The following is a 25,552-nucleotide window of genomic DNA, read 5'->3' as shown; positions in this document are numbered from 1 at the left end:
GAACCTTGATCATTCATACCGATCCCTTGACCCCGGTGTGAGTCGCTAGCCCGCCCAGGGTGGCTGCTCGCCCGTGTGCCCCTCCACCTCGGTGACGGTCGCCCGCTGAATCGATACCGGCCGACCGGGAAGCACATCCACCGTCCACCGGTCCACCGTGACCCAGAGGTTCAGCTCGATCGGGCGGCTCGTGTACGAGAAGAACTCCAGCCGGGCCTGCTCACCCGCACGCTCCAGACGAACTGGATGCACCACCGACGAAACCTGCTCCAGGACAGCGGGATACCGCCCGGCCAAAGGCTCTCCCCAGACCGAACCCTCGACCAGCGTCCCGTGGAAGTAGCCACCCACACGATGCAGCGCCACCTGCTCGGCCAACGCCGTTGCACTGATCGCCAGATCACCCGGCAACACCAGACGCCCGGCCAGCGCCTCCAGATCGTCCTCACCATGAAGCCCGAGAACGTACGTCTCCCCGTCCTTCGCGTAGATCACCGCGAAGATCTCAGGCTCCACATGAGTCATCGGTTCCGGGCCCTCGACCCGGAGGACATCGTCGACCCAGGACTCCTTGGCCACGCCCCAGTCGTCCGGCCGGTACGCAGTGAGCCCCCGCCCGGCCGTGCTGACCAGGACTATGTGCTTGCCCGCGACGACATCGGTCACGGCTTCCCCCGGGGAGAGAATCCGATCGCGCACGGTAGCCAGAATCCGATCGACGTCCATCGACCCGCTCACCACCCGTCAACTCACCTCCGGTCGCCGACTACCCTCGGATCATAACGTGATGAACGAGGGCCTTCTCCGACCCGGACGATCACCGACCCAAGCCCTCGAGCGACGTCTGTGCCCCAGCCGATCAGCTAACTTCGAGATGGTCTCGATCGACGGAAGAATGGGCGAAGCACCATGGAAATAATGGGAACGTTCCGGGAGATGTTTCACGCCTCCCGGGCCGACGAGTTTCCGAGCATCCATGACAAGATCTCTTTCACCCCCTTGCCCGACAAGGCTGAGGTGCTCAGCTACCTGCGCAGTGGCACCGAGGTCTTCTCCATGCTGAGCAGCGACTACGAGATCGTCGGACGCACCAGGCGACTCCTTGGCGGCGACTCCGTGATCACCGATGGCCAGCACCTCTGGCGCGACGACCTGGTGTTCTATTTCGACACCCACAACGTCGAACTCCCTTCCGGGTTCCTCGAATTCATCCGGCAGAGGTCCTACACCGTTCCCGACCTCGAATACGACGTTCTCGTCGAGATGGCCGAGCGGGCCGGCGAACTGATCTCGCCCTCGGCCACCGGCCCTGAAAATTCGCCAGAACGGGATTCTCTCGCGAAAGCACCGGCCTCTCCCTTTTGGGGGCGCATGGCCCAGGTGCGCCGTAATCCGAGAGACCACAACTCGTTCCAGGATGCCATGGAGATTCTGTTCTTCGCCATACTGACCCAGGGCGAACCCGGGCATCACAGCCGCGAGGCCGTGCAGCGGATGTGGCGGGAGCTCCACGCCTTCATTCATGTGAATCCCCAGGTCATGAGCAGTTTCCTGGCGTGGGCCGAGAACTACACCAGCGGCGAGTACCGGGATTACTGGTACCGGGCCTGCTACGCGCGATCGATCCTCGACATGGTCTGGGAAAACCCGTTGTTCGCCGACTGCCGCGAGGTTGCGCTGGCACCGGACTACCCCGAAGACATCGAAGATCTGATGGAGCAGACCGCTTGGGGAAAGGAACCACTCCCGGCAGGCTGGGTCCCGGAGCGTGTCCCAGCCTCGCACTGGTGGTGGTGGGCTCCCGAACGTACGGGTCCGAACGATCCCCTTCGGGCCGGCACCGACCTCGCTACCAAGTCTTCCGCGAACTCGGCCCGACGGCTGCTCCTTCCGTTCCTCCAGGCACTGAGCCGCGGCACCCTTACCCCCGCTCAGGTGAACGAACTCATCGTGCGCCTCGGCCTGGAACCCATCGCCCGCACCATCGGCCCCGGCCGTTCGGGCAGCATTGCCCACTGCTCGTTCGCCGTCTCGGAAGACTCCACTTTGACAGTCGATCTGGGGCGTGTCGGCCCGGACGGCTGGGTGATGACGCTCTTGTTCGAGGGCATGATGCCTGCACCGGGCATCGCTTCCAGGTACCGGGCCAGGTTCCGCCAGCTGATCGAGTATTTCGGGCTCAGCCTGATCGAGATCGACCCGCCGATGCAGGCCGACGAGGTTCACACCGTCGAACCGGCCACACCAGAACCGGCCCCCATCGGCCTTTCCTGGGAACTGCCTTACCACCGACTGGCCGACATGTGGATGCACATCGGCCTCACCGACGACGCCCCCGACGAGGTCAAGAAGGTCAAGCTCCGTGAGGTCACCCGCACCCCGATCTGGCAGGTAGCCCCGCAGACGCTTCGTGACGAGGCCACCGCGTTCCTGACCGAAGATTGAGAACGCCTCTGGTCACCGAACCTGGAGCAACCCGATCCGATCCTGGAACGTCCAGATTAGTTCCTCGCCCGATGTGAAGGATTTTCGTGTTCTCGGTACTGCAGACCCTCCGCTGCGTTGACCTCGTCCCCGCCCAAGACTACGAACTGGCCGAAGCATGATCCACTGCCCCTTCCCCGGCTCCGGACGGTTCTGGCGCGGTAATCTCCACACCCACAGCAACCGCTCCGACGGCGCGCTCTCCCCCGAAGAGACCGCCCGCATCTACCAAGACGCCGGCTACGACTTCCTCGCGATCACCGACCATTTCCGGCCGCAGTACAACTTCCCCCTGACCGACACCCGCCCGCTGCGGACCAAGAACTTCACCACGCTCCTCGGGGCAGAACTGCACGGCCCCCGCACCGCGTTCTCCTCCGAGTGGCACATCCTGGCGCTCGGCCTGCCCCTTGATTTCACCCCGCCCGGCGCGAACGAGACCGGGCCAGAAACCGCCCGAAGAGCCCGAGCCGCAGGCGCATTCATCGGCATGGCCCACCCCGCGGCATCCATCCTCACACTGGAAGACGCCGAAACTCTCGACTCGGCGCACGCAGTCGAGGTCTACAACGCCCTCGCCGCCCGGGAAGAACGCGCAGACAGTTGGCACCTCACCGACGTCCTGCTCAACCGTGGCCACCAGCTGAGTGCCTACGCCGCCGACGACGCCCACTTCACCCCCGGAGACCCGCCCGGCTGCGCCGCCTGGGTCCAGGTCTGGGCCGAAACCCTCAACCCGGAAGAGCTTCTGGCCGCCCTCAAGATGGGTCGCTACTACTCCAGCACCGGCCCGCAACTGCACCGGATCGAGACCTCGGACGGCACCATCAGCATCGAGTGCTCGCCGGCCAGCAAGATCGTCGTCACCGGAGGCGCCCCCGGAGTCCAGGTCCGCGAAGGCACGGACCTCACCTCAGCGACCTTCCCGACCTCAAGATTCGAGAACACCTTCTGCCGGGTCACAATTGAGGACGCGTCTGGTCACCGAGCCTGGAGCAACCCGATCCGGTTCTCCTGAGTCGAGAACGGCCTCGCGTCAGCCCGCTAGCCGATCCCGCCGCCGCTGGGGGCCGAGGCGTACAGCGCCGGTCCGTGCTCCGCGTCGAGTCGCATCAGGTCCGCCTCGAGTTGCTCAGCGACCTCCAGCATCGTGCTCACTGCCGCGTCTAGGTTGCCGCCCCCCGCCGCCACCCGGACCAGGCAGCGCAACCGGGCCTGTTCGCCGTCCGGTTCCAGCAGGATGCTCACACTGACGAACGCGGCCGGCACCAGAGACAGCGCGTTCAGCAGGAGCCACGGTTCACCGGACTTCGGCCAGGACCGAACCCAGAACGTGACCTGCTGCAGAGAGCCGGTTTTCACCCGGTCGAGCTCTTCGACCGGAGCTGTCACCCCGTCCAGACCGCACGAGCGGGTCAGCGCCAGCGTCAAACCCTCCGCGTCGAGCACCCGCCAGAGCGTTCGGGTACTGCGCTTGAGCAGGTTCTCCAGCCGCCGGGTCACCGCCAGAAGGATCTCCGGGGGCGAGACTTCGGCGCTGCGTGCCTCCTGAGCCAGGGCCTGGGCGTCCAGCCGGAGCACCACCCACGTGACGACCTCGGCGGGCGAGTAGCTCGGCACCCCAAGAGCCGAAGCCCGCTCGGCAACCGCCGGGGGCAGGACCGTGTGAGTGAGCACCTGAGCCCGCAGGCCCGGGATCTCGGAATCGGCGAGCAACTGCGCGATCCGCTCCAGCGGCGGACCGGGCGTCTCCTGGGTGAGATGCTCACCCAGCTCCTGGCATTCGAGCACCGTGAACCAGCCGGCCTGATCACCGCCGATTCCAGCCATGTTTCCGTCGGCGGTCTCCCGGCCGACCACGTTCAGGCCCGGCGCGATCGTCCGCAAGGCGTGCACCCGGGCATCCGGGTGCACGATGTCGGTCTTCTTGGTGCGCCGGGCCAGCCGCCAGCGCAGCAGCTGCCACTCGGCCACCCACCGGTCCTGCTTGCGCAGGAACGTGAACCCGATCAGGAGAAGACCGAACAGACCGAGGACGATCGCAGGGACCATTCCCAGCCCGGTGGCAGCCGCCACGCCCAGCACGATCACTTCGACCAGCAGCAGCTGCGACAGATGCAGCACCCCGACCTGGTGCGGACGACGCTGCGGCGTCGGGCCGGCCTGCTCCGGGGAGGCCGGCGGGACCGGGGACACGATGCTCACCGGGCACATCGTACGAGGCCCGGCAAAGGGCCAGGTAGAGCGCGCGGTCGCAGCTACGTCCAGACCCGATCGTCAGCACCCGCCCGGCCGGACGTGACAGTCTGACCCGAGACGCTGGTGCCGCCTCGTCAAGTACCGCGAGAAAATCACCGGCCTGCTCCTCGCACCGTTCAGCTCCACGGCACGTCCACAGGTTCCGATTTATCCCTTATCGATAGGATGATTCGATGTCAGCCACGGTGAGCGACGCTCCTGGTTCGCTGCGCCCGTCCCGCCGGGCCGGGTTGATCGAGCAGGTCATCGAGCAGTTGCGCAGCCAGATCACGTCCGGCGCCTGGCCGGTCGGCGAGCGCATCCCGACCGAGACCGAGCTCTCCCAGCTCACCGCCACCAGCCGCAACACCGTGCGCGAGGCCGTGCAGTCCCTGGTCCACGCCGGCCTGCTGGAGCGCCGCCAGGGCTCGGGCACCTATGTGCTGGCCGCCAGCGAGCTCGCGGGCGCGGTCAGCCGCCGCGTGGCCGACGCCCGCCGCCTGGACGTGCTCGAGGTCCGCCGCACGCTGGAGGTGGGTGCCGCCCGCCTGGCCGCCAGCCGCCGCACGCCGGCCGACATCAGCAAGTTGCGCGAGCTCCACGCCCGCCGACAGGCCGCCCGCACCCACGGCGACGTGGAGCAGTTGGTGATCGCCGACGTCAGCCTGCACCGCGCGATCGTGCAGGCTTCGCACAACCCCCTCCTGGTCGACCTGTACGAGAACCTGCTCGACTCCCTGCAGGAGAACGTCCGGGTCAACGTCACGGTGATCGCCCCCGAGGACGACGACCACTCCGCCCTGGTCGAGGCCGTGATCTCCGGCAACGCCGAGCAGGCGGCCACCGAGGCCGCGGCCTTCCTGGACGCGCTGATCGCCGGCAGCGACCGGGACGGTCTGATCGATCTTGTGGTGTGCCTACCGGTCGACAGCTGACGCCGGGCCAATGAATTGGCTCTCGGGACCGCTGGACTGCTAGTGTTCAGAACACCCGAGCCCCCGTAGCTCAGGGGATAGAGCGTCGCCCTCCGGAGGCGAAAGCGCAGGTTCGAATCCTGCCGGGGGCACCACCGCAGGACCAGCCAAAACAAGCCGCTGACCAGGCAAGATGCCGGTCAGCGGCTTTCGTTTGCGGTCCGGCTGTATCCGGCCGTCAACGGCTCTCAACTAGCGCTCACGGGAAATACGCGCAGAAGTCCGCGGGGAAGTTTTGGGCCGGCCGGACCGCGGTCGCCGACCCAGCCCAAGAACCCACTCCATCCGATGCTGCATCTCGCTCGCTCCCCGTCCAAGCACTTCGCGTAGATCTTTCAGCACCTCCACCGAGTGGCCGGCCCACTCGGCAACCTGCGTCGATGGCGCCCCTTCGTCGAGCCAGATGGACGCCACAGCGTGCCGGATGTCGTACGTGGCTGCCGCCAGCCGCGAGGCCAGCACCTCGGCCATGCACGCGCCGTCACATGCCCAGCCCGCACCGGTGCACGGCGCCCACGGGCGACAGCCCCGGTGAGTGAAGCAGTCAACTCTTACAGACCCACGGGTCGGTTAGAGGAATCTTCTGACTTTGCACAAGAGACCCATGAGTGTACTTTGCTGATGTGCATAACACCGAGTCACCACCCCGCGCCCAGCCCCGCGACTGGACAGTGCTGGCCATCCTCACTCTGGCTGTACTGATCCTGGCCATCGACGGCACCGTTCTCGCCCTTGCCGTACCGTCTCTCGTGGCCGACCTGCAGCCCTCGGCAAACCAGATCCTCTGGATCGCCGACATCTACGCGTTCGCCCTGGCCGGCCTACTGATCACGATGGGTAATCTCGCCGACCGAATCGGGCGCAAGCGGATCCTGCTGCTGGGCAGCGCCGGGTTCGCTGCTGCATCGCTTCTAGCGGCCTTCGCTCCGTCCGCGGAGTGGCTGATCGCCGCCCGGGCACTCCTGGGCGTCAGTGGCGCGACGATCATGCCTTCGACGCTCTCGCTGATCCGTAACCACTTCCTGGACCCCGGGCAACGGGCCAAGGCCATCGCCATCTGGACCGCCGGGATGACCGGCGGAGCGGCCATCGGCCCGCTCGTCGGCGGTGCACTGATTCAGGCCTACTGGTGGGGCGCGGTCTTCCTGATCAACGTGCCGGTGGTCGCAGTCGTGCTGCTGCTGGGAATCCCGTTGCTGAAGGAGTCCCGTAACCCTGAGCGGCCAAGCGTGGACTGGGTTTCGTCGGTTCTGCTGATCCTCACGCTGGTACCGCTGGTGTACGCGATCAAGCACACCATCAGCAGCGGATTCGACGGCCAGAGCCTGGCCACACTCATCATCGGACTGAGCGCGGGAACGCTGTTCGTCCGCCGTCAGGGCCGCCTCGACCAGCCTCTGATTGATCTGCAGCTCTTCCGCAATCCGGTGTTCTCCGGTGCGGTCGCGGCCAGCACGATCGCTGTCTTCGCCCTGATCGGCGTCGTCTTCTTCTTCTCGCAGTACCTGCAGTTCGTGCACGGATACACCCCCGTGCAGGCCGGCGCTGCCGAGATCCCCCTGACCATCGCCTCGATCGCCGTCATTGCCGTCATCAGTTCCCTTCAACGGCTGGGAACCGGCCCCGCGCTGGCCTTGGGGCTGGGGGTCGCCGGCATCGGATTCGGGACTCTCGCCTTCACCCGAGACATCGAGGGTTACCTTCCCATCGCTGTCTCGCTGGTCGTCCTGGGCCTGGGCCTGGGCATCGCCCAGACTCTCGCCACCGACGCGGTCATGACCGCGGCCCCCAAGGAACGAGCCGGCGCAGCCGCATCCATCTCCGAGACCGCCTACGAGCTGGGCGGAGCCCTCGGCATCGCGATCCTGGGAACCCTGACCACCCTCATCTACCGAACCCAGCTTCAGATCCCGACAGAAACGCCATCGGACGCCGCCGATGCCGCGCAAGAGTCCATCGCCGGTGCCGTCGCCAACAGCGACAACACTGCTCTGCTGGACGCCGGCCGAGATGCCTTCCTCAACGCCGTTCAGGCCACCAGCTATATTGCTGGCGCCCTGATGCTGGTGGCAGCGGTCATCGCCTGGCGCTTGATCCCCAAGCAGCGCAACCCCGAGGAGACCCCCAGCGATGCCAACGAAGCCCACCATCCACAGGGACAAGGAGCGAACCCGGCAGGCCATCCGTGAAGCAGCCGAACGGCTGCTCGCCGCCCACGGGGTCACAGTCAAGATCGGCGACATCGCGGAAGCCGCAGGAGTGTCCAAAAGTGGCCTACTTCATCACTTTCCCTCCAAGGACTCGCTCCTCGTAGCAGTAGCGGAAGAAGGAACAGCGAACTTCCGCCGCAAGGTACTCGAGGCCGTGGACCTCTCGGAAAACCGGCCTGGGAAACTACTCCGCGCCTACGTGCGGACCATGTGCCCCGACGATGGCCAGGCGCCCCATCTGTTCCTCGGCGTGCCATGGGAGACCCTGATGCCCATCGAAGGAGTGCGGCAGGCCCTGGAGGCCGATGAAGATCACTGGGAACAGGCCTTCGCTCAGGATGGACTAGACCTGGCCTGGTCACGCATCGTCCGGTACGCAGCCGACAGAACAGGCGAGGCCGCCGCGCACGAGCACAGCAGAGCTCGGGTCGATCTCCCAGCTATGCGCGAAACTCTCCTGGCTATGGCGGAACCGACCTACTCACGTTCCGAATCCTCCGCCCAATAGACGCCTACGTCGTCCGGTATCCGAACGATGCCGGACGACAGGGCAGAGCAGCCATGGGCCTCCTTGCGGAATGGGACGCCCATGACGTGAGAGCCCGCTCCCCCTGCTGTCCCCTGATCGCTCTGACCAGCACAAACGCAATGAGGAACGGGACACCCTGGCCTTGAGCCATCCCGGTTCGGTTGATCGTGGGATCAGGTGGGCCGATCCACAGTGCGGGTCACGGCGTTCTCCTCCCGGAGGCTCGAAACCTCGGTGTCCACGGCCGTCAGCCGAGTCAGCTCGGTCTCGACGGCAGACACTCGGCCTCGCAGCTCATCCAGTTCGCTCACGTCTTTCCGACCACGACGCTTTCCAGACCGTCCGCAACCGAACCGGCAACCGCCGACGGACGTCGATCAGACACCGTTTCCACCACCCAGTTAGGCTGTCCTAACTCGAGGACGGTGGGGGCACGGATGCACATCCAAGGCGAGGCGGGCTCGGTACGGCTGAAGGACGGGCGCGAGCTGTTCTACATGCGCCGCGAGGGCCGGGACGACCGTCCACTCGTAGTGCTGGAAGCCGGCCTCGGAGCGAGCCGTAGTTATTGGGCGCGGGTGCAGGACGAGCTGGCCGGGAAGTTCACCACGGTGGCGTACGACCGTTCTGGCCTGGGGCGCAGCCCGGCTGCCCAGGGGGCGCGGGGGCTGAACGATCTGGCTGCGGACCTGAACGCGTTTCTCGATCAGCTTCTACCCCCGGGTGAGCGAGTGATCCTGGCTGGGCACAGTTGGGGCGGGCCGATCACGCGGGTGGCCACCGCAGCGAATCCCGGGCGGGTGGCTGGGCTGCTGCTGGTCGATCCCACCGACGAGGCGTGCGACCTGTACTTTTCTCCCCCGGCCAGACGGCTGGAGAAGATCATGCCGGTGCTCAGCCGGCTGATGACGAGCACCGGCCTGAACCGACTCACTGCGCGCGGCGTGCTGGCGCTGATGCCGGACGACGCAGCGGCGGACATGCACAGGGAAGCGTTCACGCGGGGTACTGCCGCTACCTACCGCGCCGAGCTGGCCCACCTCAGCCGGGATCTCTTCGCCCTCAAGCAGCAACCACCGTCACTGAAAGGCGTTTCATTGACGGTGATATCGGCAGGTCAGACCTCCCCCGGCATCAATACCGAACGGTTGGCGGCTTTGCAACTGGCACATCGGGTGCGGGCGGGTCAAGATGGCGGTCGGCACGTCTTCGCAGGACGGTCGGGACACCTGGTACCGCTCGACGATCCCGCCACCGTGGCCGGTGAGCTCCGAAAACTACTGGACCATAACGTCTCTCATTGACAGTTGTCGTACATCCGGGCGATCCGGTGAGCTGTGCCACTGCCCCGCGCCTTGTCGCATCAAGGCCGCTCGGCTGGGGGAAGGGGTCCAACGAAGACGACACCCGTTACGAAAGTCCTGTTTGCACCATCGCCGGAGTCCGAAAGGATCAGAGCATCTCCCCCAGCCCGAGGGGCCGGGAGGGACCACCCCGATCGAGAGGAGCGGTCCGGCAATGACCGATGCCATGACCGACGAGACGGTGACCCAAACCCAGCTGACCAGCCACAAACCCCTCAGCGAAGAGGAACTGGCCGGGATCGACGCCTACTGGCGCGCTGCGAACTACCTGTCCGTGGGCCAGATCTACCTGCTCGACAACCCATTGCTGCACGAGCCGCTGGCGCCGGAGCACATCAAGCCCCGCCTGCTCGGCCACTGGGGCACCACGCCCGGCCTGAACCTGATCTACGCGCACATGAACCGGCTGATCAAGCAGCGCGATCTGGACGTCATCTACATCACCGGCCCCGGTCACGGTGGTCCGGGTCTGGTGGCCAACGCCTACCTCGAAGGCACCTACAGCCAGGTCTACTCGCACATCACCGAGGACGAGGACGGGCTGCGTAAGCTGTTCCGCCAGTTCTCCTTCCCGGGCGGGGTGCCCAGCCACGTGGCGCCCGAGACGCCGGGCTCGATCCACGAGGGCGGTGAGCTGGGGTACGCCCTGGTGCACGGCTACGGCGCGATCTTCGACAACCCCGACCTGATCGCCCTGACGGTGGTCGGCGACGGCGAGGCGGAGACCGGTCCGCTGGCCGCCAGCTGGCACTCCAACAAGTTCGTCGACCCGCGGCGTGACGGCGCGGTGCTGCCGGTGCTGCACCTGAACGGCTACAAGATCGCCAACCCCACGCTGCTCGCCCGGATCCCGGAGAAGCAGCTCATCGCGCTGATGGAGGGTTATGGCCACAAGCCGTACATCGTCGCCGGGGACGACCCGGCCGAGGTGCACCAGGCCTTTGCCGCCGCTCTGGAACAAGCGCTCGACGACATCGCCCAGATCCAGCGAGCGGCCCGCAGTGGGGCCACCTCGGAAGAACCCCCGGCCTGGCCGATGATCGTGCTGCGCACCCCGAAGGGCTGGACCGGCCCGAAGACGGTGGACGGCAAGCAGGTCGAGGGCTCGTGGCGTTCGCACCAGGTGCCGCTGTCCGGTACCCGCAGCGACGACGCGCACCGCGCCGAGCTGGAGAAGTGGCTGCGCAGCTACAAGCCCGAGGAGCTGTTCGGCCCGGACGGCTCGCTGCTGCCCGAGCTCGCCGCGCTGGCCCCTGCGGGCAACCGGCGGATGAGCGCGAACCCGCACGCCAACGGTGGTCTGCTGATGCGGGACCTGCGGCTGCCGGACTTCCGCGACTACGCCGTCGACGTCACCGACCCGGCCACCCGGTCCAGCGAGGCCACCAAGGTGATGGGGGCCTGGCTGCGCGACGTGATGAAGGCCAACCCGGACAACTTCCGGCTGATGGGCCCGGACGAGGTCGCCTCCAACCGGCTCTCCCCGGTGTTCGAGGTCAGCGACCGCGCCTGGAACGCCGAGCGGTACGAGGAGGACGACCACCTCGATCCCGGCGGCCAGGTGATGGAGGTGCTGTCCGAGCACCTGTGCCAGGGCTGGCTCGAGGGCTACAACCTGACCGGCCGGCACGGCCTGTTCACCTGCTACGAAGCCTTCATCCACATCATCGACGCGATGTTCAACCAGCACGCGAAGTGGCTGAAGACGACCTCGGAGATCCCCTGGCGGCGGCCCATCCCGTCGCTGAACTACCTGCTCACGTCGCACGTCTGGCGTCAGGACCACAACGGCTTCTCGCACCAGGACCCGGGTTTCATCGACCACGTGGTGAACAAGAAGGCCGAGGTCGTGCGGGTCTACCTGCCGCCGGACGCCAACACCCTGCTGTCGGTGACCGACCACTGCCTGCGCAGCCGCAACTACGTCAACGTGGTGGTGGCCGGTAAGCAGCCGGCGCTGAACTACCTGAGCATGGACGAGGCGATCGCGCACTGCACCCGGGGCCTGGGGATCTGGCCGTGGGCGTCGAACTGCGAGGGCGAGCCGGACGTGGTGCTGGCCTGCGCCGGTGACATCCCCACGCTGGAGACCCTGGCCGCGGTGGACCTGCTGCGCCAGCACCTGCCGGAGCTGAAGGTCCGGGTGATCAACGTGGTCGACCTGATGCGTCTGCAGTCGGAGTCCGAGCACCCGCACGGTCTGTCCGACAGCGAGTTCGACGCGCTGTTCACCAAGGACAAGCCGGTGGTCTTCGCCTACCACGGCTACCCGACGCTGATCCACCGGCTGACCTACCGGCGCAACAACCACAGCAACATCCACGTGCGCGGGTACAAGGAGGAGGGCACCACCACCACGCCGTTCGACATGGTGATGCTCAACGACCTGGACCGGTTCCGGCTGGCGATGGACGTGATCGACCGGGTGCCCGCGCTGGGCAGCAGCCGGGCCACGCTCCGCCAGAAGCTGGACGACCTGCGGATCCAGGCCCGCGCCTACACCCGGGAACACGGCGAGGACGTCCCCGAGATCGCGAACTGGTCGTGGCCCTACAGTGAGGCCGACAGCGACTTGGGCACCGACCCGGGCAATGACGCGCCGAGCGGCCCGGACAGCAAGGAGCAGGAGTAACACGATGCGCGTTCTGGTGGTCAACGCGGGCTCGTCGAGCCTCAAGGTCAGTCTCCTGGGGGACGACGACGAGGTGTTCGGAACCGTGAACCTTCCGGCCGACGCCAGCGGTTTCGACACCGCTGAGCTCTCGGCGGCACTGAAGGAATGGCCGGCCCCCGAAGCCGTGGGCCACCGGATCGTGCACGGGGGAACGCGGTTCAGCGGCCCGGTCCGGATCGACGCCGAGGTGCTGCAGCAGATCAGCGATCTGTCGGCGCTCGCCCCGCTGCACAACCCCAAGGCCGTGGCCGGCCTGGAGGCGGTGGCCGAGGTGCTGCCGGACGTACCGGCGGTGGGCTGTTTCGACACTGCCTTCCACAGCACGCTCTCGGCCGGGGCCAGCACCTACCCGATCCCGGCCGAGTGGCGCCAGGCCCACAACATCCGGCGTTACGGCTTCCACGGCCTCTCGCACGCCTACGCCTCCGGCCGGGCCGCCGAGCTGGCCGGGCGTCCGGTCTCCGAACTGCGCATCGTGATCTGCCATCTCGGCGCAGGCGCCTCGCTCAGCGCGGTCGTCGGCGGCGAGAGCGTGGACACCACGATGGGCTTCACCCCGCTGGAGGGCCTGGTCATGGCCACCCGGTCGGGCACGGTGGACCCGGGTCTGGTGCTGTGGCTGCAGCAGCAGGCCGGGATGACAGCAAAGGACGTCCAGCACGGCTTGGAGCGGGTCGGTGGCCTTACGGCGCTGGCCGGCACCGCGGACATGCGGGACGTGGAGGCCGGTCTCGCGGCCGGGGACGAGCGTTCGATCCTGGCGATGGACGTGTACCTGCACCGGTTGCGGGCCTCGATCGGGTCGATGATGGCCTCGGCCGGCGGCCTCGACCTGCTGGTATTCACCGGCGGGGTGGGCGAGAACAGCCCGATCGTGCGCGGCCGGATCGCCGAGAGCCTGAGCTGGGCCGGGGTTGCGGTGGACGAGCAGGTCAACGGCGTCACCCGGGGCAAGGACCAGGAGATCAGCGCGGCGGGCGCGGCGGCGCGCACGTTCGTGATCAACGCCCGGGAAGACCTGCAGATCGCCGGCGAGGTCCGGAAACTACTGGGGTAGACCAGGGTTCCGTCAGTACCGGACGAGGGGTGGGCTTCGGCCCGCCCCTCGTCACTTTTGTCCCGGCCGAACAGCCGAATCTCCCCAGTCACATCGGACTAAGGCGTGTCGCTCACTCGCTCATCACTGTGTGTCGAGAAAATGGCGGCTCACGATAGCTAGGCGTAGTCACTGAGCCTGAGGGGGCCACCGTGATCGACATTGACGTGCTGTCGACCGCGGCAGACCTGAAGGAGTTCGACGCCGCGACCGTGGCCGCGTACTGCCACACCGACGAGGACCGCGTGGTGCTGGTGCTGGACGAGCACCATGACCTCTTCGCCAAACGGATCGCCCGGCACCAGGCTCAGCCCAGCTCGCCCCGCTACCGGGTGCTGCATCCGGACGCGCTGGCCCGGCGGATCTCGTCGCTGCCCCGGACCAAGGACTTCGCGCCTTCCCCCTGGTACGACCAGCCCTCCGCGACCGAAAACGAGCCACCACCAAGCTCTTCGTCGCGCCCCCGCCCTCCGCGCTCCTCTCCGCGCCCACGTCGTCCTGAGCGCGGAGACCAGCCCGCGCCCCGTTTCACCCAGCGCAGCTTCACCAGCGGGGGTTACACCTCAACCGGCGCACCCTCGCTCTACGCCTATGGGGACGAGTTCCCGCCCGACCGGACGCCTTCGGCTCGACCTAAACCACAAGGCCAAGCCCCACGTAACCCGGCCCCGCGCAACCAAAGCAACCGTCCCCCGCGCAATGCCGCCCCCTGGAACCGTCCGACTGCCGCGCGCCTGCCCAACGCAGCGCAAGCCCCACGACGTCAGCCGGCCCCTATCCCACCGCACCTACCCCAGCTCGGTGCGCCGAGCGTCCCCAATCCAGCCAGCATGCGCTCGAGTGCTCCGCCCGACCTGGACGACGTACCCAGCCTCCATGACGAGCCCGCGCGACTCGACCGGCTGGAGGTCATCCACACCCGCGACCCGGAGCCCGATCCGCGGATCACCCACGCCGAGAGCTCCCTGCTGACCTGTGCCCGCGAGCCGGATCCCCAGGCCCGGCACGCCCTCGCCTCCGCGGCGATGAGTGCCCTGAGCGAATGCGTTCCTAATCTGCCCAGGGACGGGGAACTGCATACCGCCGAACTTCCGGTACGTCTGCGTTTCGCCCTGACCCTGGCCACTCTTACGTTGATCGAGAGCACCGGGCAGCCGATCGCCCGGAAACTCCTGATCTCCGCGTACGATGACGCGGCGGCCGCCGCCCAGGAGTTTCTCCCGGCCCGTCAGGCCGATCTGATCTCCCGATTCCGGGCGCTGGCCTCGGGCCGTTCGGTGGATTACCGGTCGGCCTGAACATCATCGGCAGGTTCGATGACATCGTTATACGCAACAATACTCGCGAGTCATTTCCGTCGCTCCGGCGGTGCGTTCTCGCAACCCTCCTGACCTGGCATTCTGATATCTGCAAGAGTGCCGTCCGAGCGATTTCGCGAGCGGTGGGTCCGCTATTATCAACCACCTCGCGTTCGGCGATGATGAGAAGGATGCGACTGCTGTGGCGACAGGAAAGATACTGCGGTTCGACGAAATTCGGGGATACGGCTTCATTGCACCGGACTCCGGCGGTGAAGACGTCTTTCTGCATGCCAACGCCTTGCTCGCAGAAAAACATCAGTACCACCCCGGAGTGCCGGTGGAGTTCGATGTGATCGAGGGTGAGCGAGGGCTGAAGGCCACCGCCGTGCGGGTGATCAAAGGCCGCACGGCCGCGGTCACCCCGGCCAACGGCGCCACTGTGCCCTCGGCAACCCCGGTGACCACACCGTCCTCAATCGCCGCCGGGCTGACCGCTGCGAAACCCACGCCCTCCCCGGGCCTGCAGGCCTCCGCCACCCACGGCCCCGCCGCCCAGCCGCAAGCTCCCCAGCCGGGCGCCGCGCACTCCCCTGCGGCTCAGCCGCACTCCAGCGCCGCCAACGGTTCCTCCGTGGCCACAGCCACCCCGCCGGTACCCACTCCGGCCACCGTGGCCGCGGCCGCCTCGCACGGCGCTCCGGCCATCGCCCCCCAACGTTCGGTCAACGGCACCGAGCGCGCGGTCCGCGAGAGCATCACCGCCGATGCCCTGAGCCACGAACTGGTCGAGGTGTGCCTGGAATCGGTGCCGAGCATGACCGGGGAGCAGATCACCCAGCTGCGCCGGGCGGTACTCACCCTGGCCCGGCGGCACGGCTGGGTGAGCGAGTGATCACTTCAGCTTGAGCCGCTCCGCCAGGATCGGGGCGAGAGTGCGGGTGTAGGCCTGGGTCACGTGGCTGTCGTCGTGGTAGACGAGCACGTTGCCGACCACCGCGGGACAGCCCTTCGAGGCGCAGAACCAGGGCATCGGGTCGACCACCGTGCCGCCGATGTCCTGGAACATGTCCTTGATCATCTGCCTGCGCTCGGGCGCGGTGGTGGCCTGACGCTCGGTGGCCGCGCATTCGGAGATCTCGGTGGGCTTGGTGGACAGGCATTCTGGCACGTTCACCGCCGGCCAGGCGCTGTCGTCCAGGTAGACGACCTTGGCCCCGGACTTCTGGATCGCCTCGGCGCTACGCCGCCAGCCCTCCACCCAGCGCTCGTCCTGCGAACCCTCGCCGTTCAGCGCCTCACCGCCGTCCGCGTTCGCCGACATCACCACCAGGGCGGGCTTGAGCTGCTGGATCCGGGCGATCATGTTCTTGCGCCACTCGATGCACTCGTTGTAGTTCCGCTTCACCAGTTCCAGGTAGATCGTGACGTCCGCAGCGGTGCAGGCGCTCTTGGTGAAGCTGGCCAGCCGCCACTTGCGCTCCTGGGCGATCTGGTCCATGGCCGGCCACCACTGCGCGGCGTGCGAGTCGCCGATCAGGACCACCTGCTTCTTGCCCTTGGCGTCGCCGAAGGCCTCGCAGGACTTGGGCGCGGTCACGCCGTCCAGCTCGCGGTGGCAGCCGTTGTAGTAGACCGGCGGCAGGTCCTGGGACGCCTTCTTCAGGCTCGGGGTGAGGTTCTTCGGCAGTTCGTCGTTCTCCATCGCCGCGTTCAGCTTCTTCTCCAGCTGCTTCTCGCGGGCGGTGGCGTTGCCGGTCAGCTTCAGGCTTCCGGCGGTCACGGTGCCGGTCGGCGTGCGGTCCGGGAAAACCGGTACGAGTAGCGAGAACACCACCGCGGCGGCCATCAGGCCTACCCCGGTCAGCGCGTTGCGGCCCCAGCCTTCGCGCTCGCGGCCCAGTTCGTGCAGGGGACGCTCGATCATCGCAAAGCTCAGGACGGCCAGCAGGTAGGCGAAACCGGCGGCAGCCAGGTTCTGACCGATGCCGAACTTCTCGTCCATGACAAAGGGGGCGATCAGCAGTACCGGCCAGTGCCAGAGGTACCAGGAGTACGAGCGGGCCCCGATGGCTTTCATGACGCCGTGGCTAAGGAGCCGTCCACTGGTCGCTTTCCCGGCGGCGATGACGGCGAAGGCGCCGAACACCGGCAGGGCGGCGTGGTAGCCGGGGAAGGAGGTGCGGTCGTCGAACATCACTGCTGCGGCCACTATCGCGGCTAGACCGCCCAGGCGCAGCAAGGAGGCCAGGGCGTCGGGCAGACGTGGTGCGTAGGGCAAAGCGAGCGCCAGGAGGGCACCCACGCCCAGTTCCCAGGCCCGAGTGGGGGCGCCGAAGTAGGCCCAGACGCCGTTGCTGCCGGTGGAGGCCACTGACCAGGCGAAGGATGCCGCGGTGATCAGCGCAGTCACCCCGATGAAGATCGCCTTACGCCGCAACAGGACCGCCGTAGCCACCAGGAGCAGCGGAATCACCAGGTAGAACTGCTCTTCCACCCCCAGAGACCAGAAATGCTGCAGGGGGGACGCAAGGTTGCCCTCGCCGCTGTACTCGGTGCCGTTCGCGGCCAGACGGTAGTTCAGCACGTAGCCCGTCGCGGCCAGGCCGTCGGTAGCGATGTCTTTCAGCCGTACCGAGGGCAGCCACCACCAGGCGGCCAGCAACGTGGCGACGATGGTCACCGTGGCCGCAGGGAGCAGACGCATCGCCCGGCGGGCGTAGAACCGGCCGATGTGCAGCCGCCCGGTCGCCTCCACCTCCCGGGCCAGATGGCCGGTGATCAGGAAGCCGGAGATCACGAAGAAGACGTCGACCCCGATGTAGCCACCGCTGAACGCGTTGATCCCGCAGTGGTAGAGCACCACCAGGATGATCGCGACCGCCCGCAGGCCCTCTATGTCCGGCCGGAACTCGGGGCGGGCCGTCCGGGGGTGAGGGTCGATCTTCTCGGGTGAGAGCGTCGTCCCGAGGACCGTCGATGCGAGAGGCACGAAGTGGGTATCGACACACTGCGGCCCGGCCTGAGCGGGAACGGGGAGTTGTTCGCTGCGCCTTTCGGGTGACGTCTTACTCAAGCGTTCAAGCTGGTTCCGGAGCGGTTGGGCAACTGTCCAATGAGGGACGGGTGGCTGGCCGGCCTGCTAGCGCTGGGTCAGGGTCATGTCGTGTTTGCGGACGGCGATGTGCGCACCTTGCGAGGTGAGCGCGCGGGATCCCTCTTCCTGGTTGACCCCTACCTCTGCCGCGAATCCGCTGCCGTGCGCCACCACCTCGCCCACGAACGTCACCTCGTCGTCCCGCTCCACGTGGTACGGCGACTCCGGCGGTGGTCCGATCAACTGCACCCAGACCCGGTCCCCCGCGGTGCCGATCCAGAAACCCTCGTCCGCCACCACCGACTGCACCCGCACCGAGCGGGCCGTGGCGCGCCGGCCGACGTAGGCGTCCAGGTCGTCCGCGCCTGCGGACAGCGGCAGGATCTGATCGCCGGACACGTAGACCGTGTTCTTCGGCTGACCGTTCGCCCGGGTCGGCTCGTCCGTGGGACCGTCCGGGGCGGTTTCCGTCTCTGAGCGCTCCGGGGTCCTGGAGCGCTGGGTCGGGCCGAGCGAGGGCTCGGCCGGACCGGCGTAGGGCAGGCCAGGATTCGTGGTGGCGCTCGGGCCGACCTCGATCGAGCCCGCGATGTCACCGTTCGCACCGCATCCCCGGGTGGCGAACAGCAGGATGACGACCAGCCCGAACAACAGGATGAACAGCCAGCCCCGACCGATGGAGTTCACTTCGGCATCGAACCATGTCGGGACGAGTGGCGCACACGTAACCGGCAGTGAGAATACCTCCCGAATCAGTAGGATCCGCAGGCCACAGCCGATCCCCCGGCCGATCGGCGCTCGAACGACGCAAGTGCCGAACACGAACCGATGTCACGAATCCGCTTGTCTGTCGCGCTCGGTTGGGTTTATCTGACCCTGTGTCGTTCACCACGAGGCCACCGTCGCCCAGGAGACCCTTGGGCACTGACGGCAGGGCACGGGCCGGATCGGCGGTCCGTTGAGGCCGCTGTGGGTTCTGATCATGGCTGCCGCGCCCCCGTGACGGGGAACCGGATTCCCGACGCCCGGGTTTCGGCCACGCCGTCCAAACGGAGGTTCTGCGCTATGAGTACCGAGGCAGTTTCTGCCCCGCCCGCCCTGGCCAGGACCCGGGCCCTGCTCGACCCGGCGCTGCGCCGGGCGGTGGCCCGGCTGGACCCGGTGAACCGCTCGATCAGCGAGTACCACCTGGGCTGGGTCACGGCCGACGGCACGCCTCGGGAACCGGCCGGGGGCAAGGCGGTTCGGCCCACGGTGACGTTACTGGCGGCCGAGGCCTGCGGAGCGGCCGCCGAGACGGCGATCCCCGGCGCGGTCTCGGTGGAGCTGGTGCACAACTTCTCGCTGATCCACGACGACGTGATGGACGGCGACACCGAACGCCGTCATCAGCCCACGGTGTGGGCGCTGTGGGGAGTTCCGGCCGCCATCCTGACCGGGGATGCACTGGTGAACCTCGCCCAGGAGGTGCTGCTCCCCCGCGATCCTCAGGCCTCGGCGGTGCTCGGCAGTGCAATCCGCGAGATGATCCGGGGACAGACCGAAGATCTGGCCTTCGAGCGGCGTGACTGGGTGGAACTGCCCGAGTGCCGGGCGATGGCCGCGGGCAAGACCGGAGCTCTGCTTTCGGCCAGCGCCCGGATCGGTGGCCTGCTGGGCGGGGGTAGTGCAGCAGCAGTGGACGCTCTGGGCGCCTATGGCGCGCACGTGGGCATGGCATTTCAGCTGGTGGACGACGTGCTCGGGATCTGGGGGGACACCTCGGTGACCGGTAAGCCGGTGCTTTCCGACCTCAGGGCGCGCAAGAAGTCGCTGCCGGTGACGTATGTGCTCTCCGCCGGGGGCTCCCCGGCTCAGGCGATTGCCGACTGGCTGGCCGCGCCGGAACCGGCTGATGGGGCGCCGGAGACCGAACTCGAGCGCATTGCCGATGTTCTCGACGCTGCGGGTGGTCGCGACTGGGCGCTCGCCGAGGCCGACCGGGAGATCGGGCAGGCGGTTCAGGCGCTCGACTCGGTGCCGTTGGCCGAGCCTGCGCGGGAAGAACTGAAGGCGCTGACCCGGTTTCTCACTCACCGCTCGGCCTGAGTTCTAGGGCCTCAGGTAGATCCGGATCGGCAGGTGCTCGCCTTCGGGGGTCGGCCAGTCAGCTGTGCGCCGGTCGACGAGCTTCCAGCCTTGCCTCTCGTACAGGGCAATGGCCGGGCCGCCGTCGTCCACCACGTCGAGCATGAGGCGGTAGTGGTGCTGTCCGGCCCATTCCCCGGCGGCATCGAGCAACCGGGCGCCCAGTCCCTTTCCTCTGCCGGCGGGAGTGACGAACAACCGGGTGACGCCGGCCAGGCATGGAGCCGCTTCGCCAGGCTTTTCCAGCATTGCCCGAACGTCCACGTCACTCACGTCGGCCACCACCCCGATGTGCCCAACGATCTGCTCGGCTTCCCGCGCCACCCACGCCGCCGCCAAGCCCGGCGGCTCCAGCCACTGCACCGGATCCGACGGCCAGACCATGGGGTACCGGTCGGCCACGTGCACCGACCACAGCGCTTTGGCCACCGGCGCCAGGTCAGCGGCCTTTCGCGGACCTACCTCGACCGCGCCTGCAGACATCTATCCTCGCTTTCCGAAGGGGGTGCTGCCGTTGCGCCGAAGATTTTTCCAGGGTGACCTCACATCCGGGCCCGCGGCCGCGTTTACCTAATGTGAAGCGAGAACCCTTCGAGCGCGTGGTCGAGCGCCATGGCCCCACTGTCCTACGGGTCTGCCGCGCGGTCGTCGGGCCGGTTGCCGCGGCTGAAGACGCCTGGTCGGAGACTTTTCTGGCGGCTCTGCAGGCGTATCCCGACCTCGCTCCGGACAGCAATGTCGAGGCCTGGCTGGTCACCATCGCGCACCGCAAGGCCGTCAATCAACTCCGGCACTTCTCCCGTCGGCCGGGGCCCTTGCCGTTGCCGGCCGACGGCAACGATCCGCCCGAACGTCCAGCCGCCGTCAACGAGGTAGCTTTTGCGCACATACTGGCGGTCGGTCCAGGCGACGAGCGCCCTCATCGACCCGCTTGCCCAGAGCCTTCAGACAACTCCGACCACCCAGGCCATCCCGGCCGCTCCGACCTCGCGGGCTGGAGTGGCCATCCTGCTCCGGCAACGAACCCCGAACGTGCAGGCCAGGCAAGCCATGCCGACCGTCCTGATCACACGGGCCATCTCGACCGCACCGATTCTGATCACGCGGTTCACGCAGGCCGTTCAGACCGTTCAGGCCGTCCGAGCGGCAGAGCCGCCTCGCCCGTCGATCCGAGCCGACTGAGCCGGGCCGCCGATCTCGCCGCCCCACATCAGGACAACGCACTGGATCCCTGGCCGGCCGTACTTGCCCTGCCCCTTCGACAACGCCAGGCCGTCGCCTACCACCACGTGGCCGGGCTCCCCTACACCGAAGTGGCGGCCGTTCTCGGTTGCTCGGTCGTGGCTGCCCGCCGCGCCGCGTCCGACGGCATCGCCTCACTCCGCATCATCCTTCAGCAGCAGGAGACGTCATGATCCCGACCCCTAGGCCACCGTCCCCCGAGATCCTTGCCCTCTTTCCCCGGCTGACCCAGCAGTATGCGCAGGAAGCAGAAGCCGCCGTCATGCCCGACCACACCGGTTCCTCGTCTCCGACATCGTCCGAGCTCAGCGCGGTCGAGCAGGCCCTCACCGATCTGCTCGACTCCGGCGCAGCAACCGCGAACGAGCATTCCGGCGCCGAGCACCAGGCCCGACTTAGGGCCCGGCTGGCCCAGGCCGCCGGTGAGCGCGGCCTGCTCGACGTGGCCTACCGCACGATCGACACCGAACTCGGCGCCCTGCTGCTCGCCGCCACCCCGCTCGGTCTGGTCCGGGTGGCGTACGCGGTCGAAGGCCACGAGCAGGTGCTGGCCGCCCTGGCCGCGCGCATCGGCCCGCGCATCCTGCACGCCCCCGACCGTCTCGACCAGGCTGCCCACCAGATCGACGAGTACCTGCACGGCGACCGGCTGCACTTCGAGCTTCCCCTGGATCTGCGCCTGGCCAGCGGTTTTCGCCATGCCGTGCTGGCTCACCTGCAGAACATCGCCTACGGCAGCACCGCCAGCTACGCCGCCGTCGCGGCTGCGGCAGGCAGTCCCCGGGCGGTGCGGGCGGTCGGCACCGCCTGCGCCCGCAACCCGCTGCCGGTCGTGGTGCCGTGCCATCGAGTCGTACGTAGCGACGGGAGCATGGGGCAGTACGTCGGCGGCACCGTGGCCAAGCAGGCTTTGCTGGCCCTGGAGTCCTCCGCCCCCACGGGCTCCCGGTAGGGGGCGACCATGGGCGCTGGTCCGATATGTCACCTAAGGTCGTCGCATGGTCACTGATGCTGCTTTCGCCCAGCGCCGGCGCGCCAGAATCATCGTCGTCGGGGCCGGCTTCGCCGGGTTCGAAGCCGCCCGCCGCCTGAGCCGACTCGCGCGCGACTCGGCCGAGATCGTGCTGATCAACCCGACCAACTACTTCCTCTACCTGCCCCTGCTGCCCGAGGTCGCGGCCGGAAGCCTCGATCCGCGCCGGATCGCGGTCTCGCTGGCCCACGCCCTGCCCCAGGTGCGACTGGTCCTGGGGTCCGTGGAGCACGTCGATCTGCAATCCCGCTCCCTGCGCTACGTCGACGCCGAGAATCGTTCCGGCGAGCTCGGTTACGACCGTCTGATCCTGGCCGCCGGCAGCGTGAACAAGCTGCTGCCGGTGCCGGGGGTAGACGAATACGCCCACGGCTTCCGGGGCATCCCCGAGGCCGTCTACCTGCGCGACCACATCACCCGCCAGGTCGCTCTCGCCGACACCACCGAAGACCAGGCCGAGCGCGACCAGCGCCTCACCTTCGTCGTGGTCGGCGCGGGCTACACCGGCACCGAGGTGGCCGCGCAAGGCCCGCTGATCACCGACACACTCCTGGCCGACCGGCCCCGTCTGGCCGACCAGAAGGCCCGTTGGCTACTGCTCGACACGGCCGAGCGCGTGCTGCCCACCCTGGACCAACGTCTGTCCGAGTCCTCCGACCGAGTGCTGCGACGGCGCGGGGTCGAGGTTCTCATGGGCATCTCGGTGAAAGAGGCCACCGCCGAAGGAGTTAACCTCACCAATGGCGAGTTCGTCCCCACCCGCAGCCTGATCTGGTGTGTCGGCGTACGCCCAGACCCTCTCGTCGCCGGCCTCGGCCTGCCACTGCAGAAGGGACGCCTGGTCGTAGACGAATACCTCACCGTGCCAGGCCATCCCGAGGTCTTCGCCTGCGGCGACGTCGCCGCTGTTCCCGACCTCACCCGCCCGGGCGAGGTCACCGCCATGACCGCGCAGCACGCCACCCGCCAAGGTAAACGCGCCGCCGACAACGTCGCTGCCTCCTTCGGCCGAAACCAGCGCAAGGCCTACAAGCACCACGACCTCGGCTTCGTCGTAGACCTCGGGGGCACCCAGGCCGCCGCAAACCCGCTCCAGATACCGCTTTCCGGCCTTCCGGCCAAGGCCGTCACCCGCGGGTACCACCTGCTCTCAATGCCGGGCAACCGCCTGCGCACCGCCACTGAATGGGCCCTGAACACCGTCCTCACCCGAGAATCCGCAGAACTAGGCCTGATTCGCGGCAACGCCGTACCCCTGGACTCCGACTCCCCCGAAATCCCTCGTCACTAAACCAGGCGGCCAGGCAAGCATCAGGCGCCTTGCCCAAAACGGGCACTCAGACGGTGAGGACGACGCGCGCACCGATCCAGCTCCGCTCGACAGTTCCAGCGCCAACCAGCAGCCAAGTCCGCCGACTCAACATGCCCCCGGCAACCCGGCAACCCGGCAACCCGGCAACAGTCGCGGGTTCTCCCCCGCACGCGCCCGTGCTCGGTCACCCAAACATGAACAGTCGACAGCCCCGAAACCAGGACTGGTGACCCGCACGACAGACCGGTCGACCAACCGAGGCATGGGGCGGCCGGCCAGACAGGTGCGATCACTTGTCCTGGGCAGGAACGATTGCTCTCCCGGTTCCTGCCCGTACTGCTCCCTACCCGCCACGGCTTTTCCGGCGCTCGCCCCGACCTCATCCTCCTCGAGTCATCCCGCCTTCTTCCTCCCCCGCACAGCCCATCCCTGCACAACTTGTCCCCGCCTCAGCCCGTCCCCACAGCCCATCCAGCACAGCTCATGCGGCGTCCACCAAAGTTCGCCGGGTTCCCGAGACGTGTGACGACCGCGGCAAGGACGGGCCCGGCCAAGGTTCGTGGCCAGCGCCCTAGTTCCCGTGCCAGCCCTTCCCCGCAACGTGCCCCACAACTTGTCCCTACCTCAGCCCGTCCCCGTCCCTGCCCGTCTCCTCACGGCCTACCCCGTACGAGCGCACCGAACAAGCCACCCCGCACGGCAGCGATCCCCGACCATCCCCCGACGCCCCCGACCACCCCGGGCCTCCCAGTAACGTCAGAACGTGGACACCGTGATCAGCCCGGTCGACGGCACGCGCATCGCGTACCGCACCTTCCCCCGCGACCTCGACTCCCCAGCCGACGAGCCCAACGGCGGGCCGACCGTCCTCTTGACTCATGGCACCGCCCTCTCCCAGGCCATCTGGCGAGGATTCGGCTACGTGCGCGAGCTCACCAAGACGCACAACGTGATCACGGTCGACCTCAGGGGGCACGGACGCAGCGAAGCACCGCACCTCGAGAGCGCCTACCGCATGGAAGCGTTCGTGGCCGACCTGATCGCGGTGCTGGACCAGACCGGCACCGACATCAGCGACTACGTCGGCTACTCGCTCGGCGGCCGGATCGGTTTCTCGCTCGCCGCGGCGCATCCTTCCCGGCTGAATCGCTTCGTCAGCATCGCCGGAGCCCAGGGCACGGCCAAGGGCGCGTTCGACCGCGTCTTCTTCCCCGACTGCATCGCGGCGCTGCAGGCCGGCGGGATGGAGGGCTTCCTTCAGGGCTGGCAGGACTGGACCGGGCAGACGCTGGACAAGCCCACCATCCATGCGTTCAAGGCGAACGACCCCAAGGCGCTGGCCGCCTACATGACCCGCTCGGAACAAGATCCCGGGGTGGACGACGAAACGCTTCAGCGGCTGCTCCTGCCCACCCTGATGATCGTGGGCTCACTGGACCGTGAACGGGTTCGCTCCGCCGAGCACGCCCGCACGCTTCTGCCCAGCTCCGAGCTGCTCGTCCTGGAAGGCGCTTCGCACGGCAGCATCCTGCGCGAGCCCAGCACCCTGGCCCGGCTGACCGAATTCCTCGCTCCTGCACCGATTGCCCCATAGCGAATCGCTTCAGCGGGTCGTCCAAGCGGCGTGATGAAGCGTTTCAGGGCTCGACACGCGGGTGAATCGCTTCGCGATCACGGCCGCCCCGCCCGACTCGGCCGAAGCGTTGCACCGATCCTGCCTCGGTGAACAACCCGGCCAAGTCGGTGAACCAGCCGGTACGCGGCCGCTGAACAACCTCTGCGACTGCTACGAAAGCGCAGGTCAAAGCATTGCTGACGCGATCTTGGCGGGTACTTGAACAACCCAGTACTTCGAGGCGGTGGACAAAGCGCTT

Annotated in this window: 20 protein-coding genes and 1 tRNA gene; 16 read left to right on the top strand and 5 right to left on the bottom strand. The window is 67.7% G+C overall.

What is annotated here, in order from left to right; genetic code table 11:
* Positions 1-45: 45 nt before the first annotated feature.
* Positions 46-699: a hypothetical protein gene (locus tag LR394_RS03700; protein ID WP_231438913.1), complete on the bottom strand. Its 654-nt coding sequence runs from the start codon at positions 697-699 to the stop codon at positions 46-48.
* Between the two features lie 219 nt (positions 700-918).
* Between LR394_RS03700 and LR394_RS03695 the strand changes: the two genes are divergently transcribed.
* Together LR394_RS03695 and LR394_RS03690 are read left to right on the top strand one after the other, a co-directional pair.
* Positions 919-2,445, top strand: coding sequence for a hypothetical protein (locus LR394_RS03695; RefSeq protein ID WP_231438912.1), 1,527 nt, complete (start codon positions 919-921; stop codon positions 2,443-2,445).
* Positions 2,446-2,602: 157 nt separating this feature from the next.
* Entirely contained in the window at positions 2,603-3,502 is a 900-nt protein-coding gene (locus LR394_RS03690; protein ID WP_231438911.1) for a CehA/McbA family metallohydrolase, read from the top strand.
* Between the two features lie 26 nt (positions 3,503-3,528).
* On the opposite strand, the gene LR394_RS03685 is transcribed toward LR394_RS03690, so the two are convergent.
* Positions 3,529-4,689, bottom strand: a complete 1,161-nt coding sequence (locus LR394_RS03685) for a type VII secretion protein EccE (RefSeq protein WP_231438910.1) — start codon at positions 4,687-4,689, stop codon at positions 3,529-3,531.
* Between the two features lie 227 nt (positions 4,690-4,916).
* Here LR394_RS03685 and LR394_RS03680 point away from each other — a divergent pair, with 227 nt between their 5' ends.
* The 9 genes from LR394_RS03680 to LR394_RS03640 all read left to right on the top strand — a co-directional run bounded on the left by LR394_RS03680 (position 4,917) and on the right by LR394_RS03640 (position 15,762).
* Positions 4,917-5,657: a FadR/GntR family transcriptional regulator gene (locus LR394_RS03680; protein ID WP_231438909.1), complete on the top strand. Its 741-nt coding sequence runs from the start codon at positions 4,917-4,919 to the stop codon at positions 5,655-5,657.
* A 59-nt stretch (positions 5,658-5,716) separates the two neighbouring features.
* Positions 5,717-5,791, top strand: a tRNA-Arg gene (locus LR394_RS03675).
* A gap of 528 nt (positions 5,792-6,319) precedes the next feature.
* Complete coding sequence (locus tag LR394_RS03670) at positions 6,320-7,885, top strand: MFS transporter (protein ID WP_231438908.1); 1,566 nt, start codon at positions 6,320-6,322, stop codon at positions 7,883-7,885.
* Entirely contained in the window at positions 7,827-8,414 is a 588-nt protein-coding gene (locus LR394_RS03665; RefSeq protein ID WP_231438907.1) for a TetR/AcrR family transcriptional regulator, read from the top strand. The genes LR394_RS03670 and LR394_RS03665 overlap by 59 nt, the downstream gene beginning before the upstream one ends.
* 458 nt (positions 8,415-8,872) lie before the next feature.
* The gene (locus LR394_RS03660) at positions 8,873-9,739 is read left to right on the top strand and encodes an alpha/beta fold hydrolase (RefSeq protein WP_331283040.1); all 867 of its coding nucleotides are present in this window, start codon (positions 8,873-8,875) and stop codon (positions 9,737-9,739) included.
* A 214-nt stretch (positions 9,740-9,953) separates the two neighbouring features.
* Positions 9,954-12,431 carry a phosphoketolase family protein gene (locus LR394_RS03655; protein ID WP_231438905.1) on the top strand — a complete coding sequence of 826 codons (2,478 nt, stop codon included), beginning with the start codon at positions 9,954-9,956 and terminating at the stop codon, positions 12,429-12,431.
* 4 nt (positions 12,432-12,435) lie between these two features.
* A complete protein-coding gene (locus tag LR394_RS03650; protein ID WP_231438904.1) occupies positions 12,436-13,530 on the top strand; it encodes an acetate/propionate family kinase in 1,095 nt (364 codons plus the stop codon).
* 191 nt (positions 13,531-13,721) lie between these two features.
* Positions 13,722-14,867, top strand: coding sequence for a hypothetical protein (locus LR394_RS03645; RefSeq protein WP_231438903.1), 1,146 nt, complete (start codon positions 13,722-13,724; stop codon positions 14,865-14,867).
* A gap of 202 nt (positions 14,868-15,069) precedes the next feature.
* Positions 15,070-15,762, top strand: a complete 693-nt coding sequence (locus LR394_RS03640) for a cold-shock protein (protein WP_331283039.1) — start codon at positions 15,070-15,072, stop codon at positions 15,760-15,762.
* On the opposite strand, the gene LR394_RS03635 is transcribed toward LR394_RS03640, so the two are convergent.
* Together LR394_RS03635 and LR394_RS03630 are read right to left on the bottom strand one after the other, a co-directional pair.
* Positions 15,763-17,859 carry an acyltransferase family protein gene (locus LR394_RS03635; protein ID WP_231438901.1) on the bottom strand — a complete coding sequence of 699 codons (2,097 nt, stop codon included), beginning with the start codon at positions 17,857-17,859 and terminating at the stop codon, positions 15,763-15,765.
* Positions 17,860-18,009: 150 nt separating this feature from the next.
* The gene (locus tag LR394_RS03630; protein ID WP_231438900.1) at positions 18,010-18,651 is read right to left on the bottom strand and encodes a hypothetical protein; all 642 of its coding nucleotides are present in this window, start codon (positions 18,649-18,651) and stop codon (positions 18,010-18,012) included.
* A gap of 378 nt (positions 18,652-19,029) precedes the next feature.
* On the opposite strand from LR394_RS03630, the gene LR394_RS03625 reads away from it, so the two are divergent.
* On the top strand, positions 19,030-20,052 hold the full coding sequence (locus LR394_RS03625) for a polyprenyl synthetase family protein (RefSeq protein ID WP_231438899.1): 1,023 nt from the start codon (positions 19,030-19,032) through the stop codon (positions 20,050-20,052).
* 3 nt (positions 20,053-20,055) lie between these two features.
* Here LR394_RS03625 and LR394_RS03620 read toward each other — a convergent pair whose 3' ends face one another.
* Entirely contained in the window at positions 20,056-20,574 is a 519-nt protein-coding gene (locus LR394_RS03620) for a GNAT family N-acetyltransferase (RefSeq protein WP_231438898.1), read from the bottom strand.
* A gap of 92 nt (positions 20,575-20,666) precedes the next feature.
* Here LR394_RS03620 and LR394_RS03615 point away from each other — a divergent pair, with 92 nt between their 5' ends.
* From LR394_RS03615 to LR394_RS03600, 4 genes are all read left to right on the top strand, one after another.
* On the top strand, positions 20,667-21,506 hold the full coding sequence (locus LR394_RS03615; protein ID WP_407936975.1) for an RNA polymerase sigma factor: 840 nt from the start codon (positions 20,667-20,669) through the stop codon (positions 21,504-21,506).
* Between the two features lie 89 nt (positions 21,507-21,595).
* Positions 21,596-22,285 (top strand): methylated-DNA--[protein]-cysteine S-methyltransferase, encoded by a 690-nt coding sequence (locus LR394_RS03610; RefSeq protein WP_407936977.1) that lies wholly within the window; start codon positions 21,596-21,598, stop codon positions 22,283-22,285.
* A 46-nt stretch (positions 22,286-22,331) separates the two neighbouring features.
* Positions 22,332-23,657 carry an NAD(P)/FAD-dependent oxidoreductase gene (locus tag LR394_RS03605; protein WP_231438895.1) on the top strand — a complete coding sequence of 442 codons (1,326 nt, stop codon included), beginning with the start codon at positions 22,332-22,334 and terminating at the stop codon, positions 23,655-23,657.
* A 784-nt stretch (positions 23,658-24,441) separates the two neighbouring features.
* Positions 24,442-25,272 (top strand): alpha/beta fold hydrolase, encoded by an 831-nt coding sequence (locus tag LR394_RS03600; RefSeq protein WP_231438894.1) that lies wholly within the window; start codon positions 24,442-24,444, stop codon positions 25,270-25,272.
* Positions 25,273-25,552 lie beyond the last annotated feature (280 nt).

It is taken from the genome of Kineosporia babensis, assembly GCF_021129305.1.
Classification (GTDB): Bacteria; Actinomycetota; Actinomycetes; order Actinomycetales; family Kineosporiaceae; genus Kineosporia; species Kineosporia babensis.
The sequence above is the reverse complement of the archived record's forward strand: the minus strand, read 5'-3'. Positions and strand labels throughout refer to the sequence as shown.

Excerpts from the sequence above, each read along its gene's own strand:
- LR394_RS03660 (WP_331283040.1), top strand. The coding sequence starts at position 8,873 with ATGCACATCCAAGGCGAGGCGGGCTCGGTACGGCTGAAGGACGGGCGC.
- LR394_RS03665 (WP_231438907.1), top strand. The coding sequence starts at position 7,827 with ATGCCAACGAAGCCCACCATCCACAGGGACAAGGAGCGAACCCGGCAG.
- LR394_RS03605 (WP_231438895.1), top strand. The coding sequence starts at position 22,332 with ATGGTCACTGATGCTGCTTTCGCCCAGCGCCGGCGCGCCAGAATCATC.
- LR394_RS03625 (WP_231438899.1), top strand. The coding sequence starts at position 19,030 with ATGAGTACCGAGGCAGTTTCTGCCCCGCCCGCCCTGGCCAGGACCCGG.
- LR394_RS03690 (WP_231438911.1), top strand. The coding sequence starts at position 2,603 with ATGATCCACTGCCCCTTCCCCGGCTCCGGACGGTTCTGGCGCGGTAAT.
- LR394_RS03695 (WP_231438912.1), top strand. The coding sequence starts at position 919 with ATGGGAACGTTCCGGGAGATGTTTCACGCCTCCCGGGCCGACGAGTTT.
- LR394_RS03680 (WP_231438909.1), top strand. The coding sequence starts at position 4,917 with ATGTCAGCCACGGTGAGCGACGCTCCTGGTTCGCTGCGCCCGTCCCGC.
- LR394_RS03655 (WP_231438905.1), top strand. The coding sequence starts at position 9,954 with ATGACCGATGCCATGACCGACGAGACGGTGACCCAAACCCAGCTGACC.
- LR394_RS03650 (WP_231438904.1), top strand. The coding sequence starts at position 12,436 with ATGCGCGTTCTGGTGGTCAACGCGGGCTCGTCGAGCCTCAAGGTCAGT.
- LR394_RS03620 (WP_231438898.1), bottom strand. The coding sequence starts at position 20,574 with ATGTCTGCAGGCGCGGTCGAGGTAGGTCCGCGAAAGGCCGCTGACCTG.
- LR394_RS03610 (WP_407936977.1), top strand. The coding sequence starts at position 21,596 with ATGCCCGACCACACCGGTTCCTCGTCTCCGACATCGTCCGAGCTCAGC.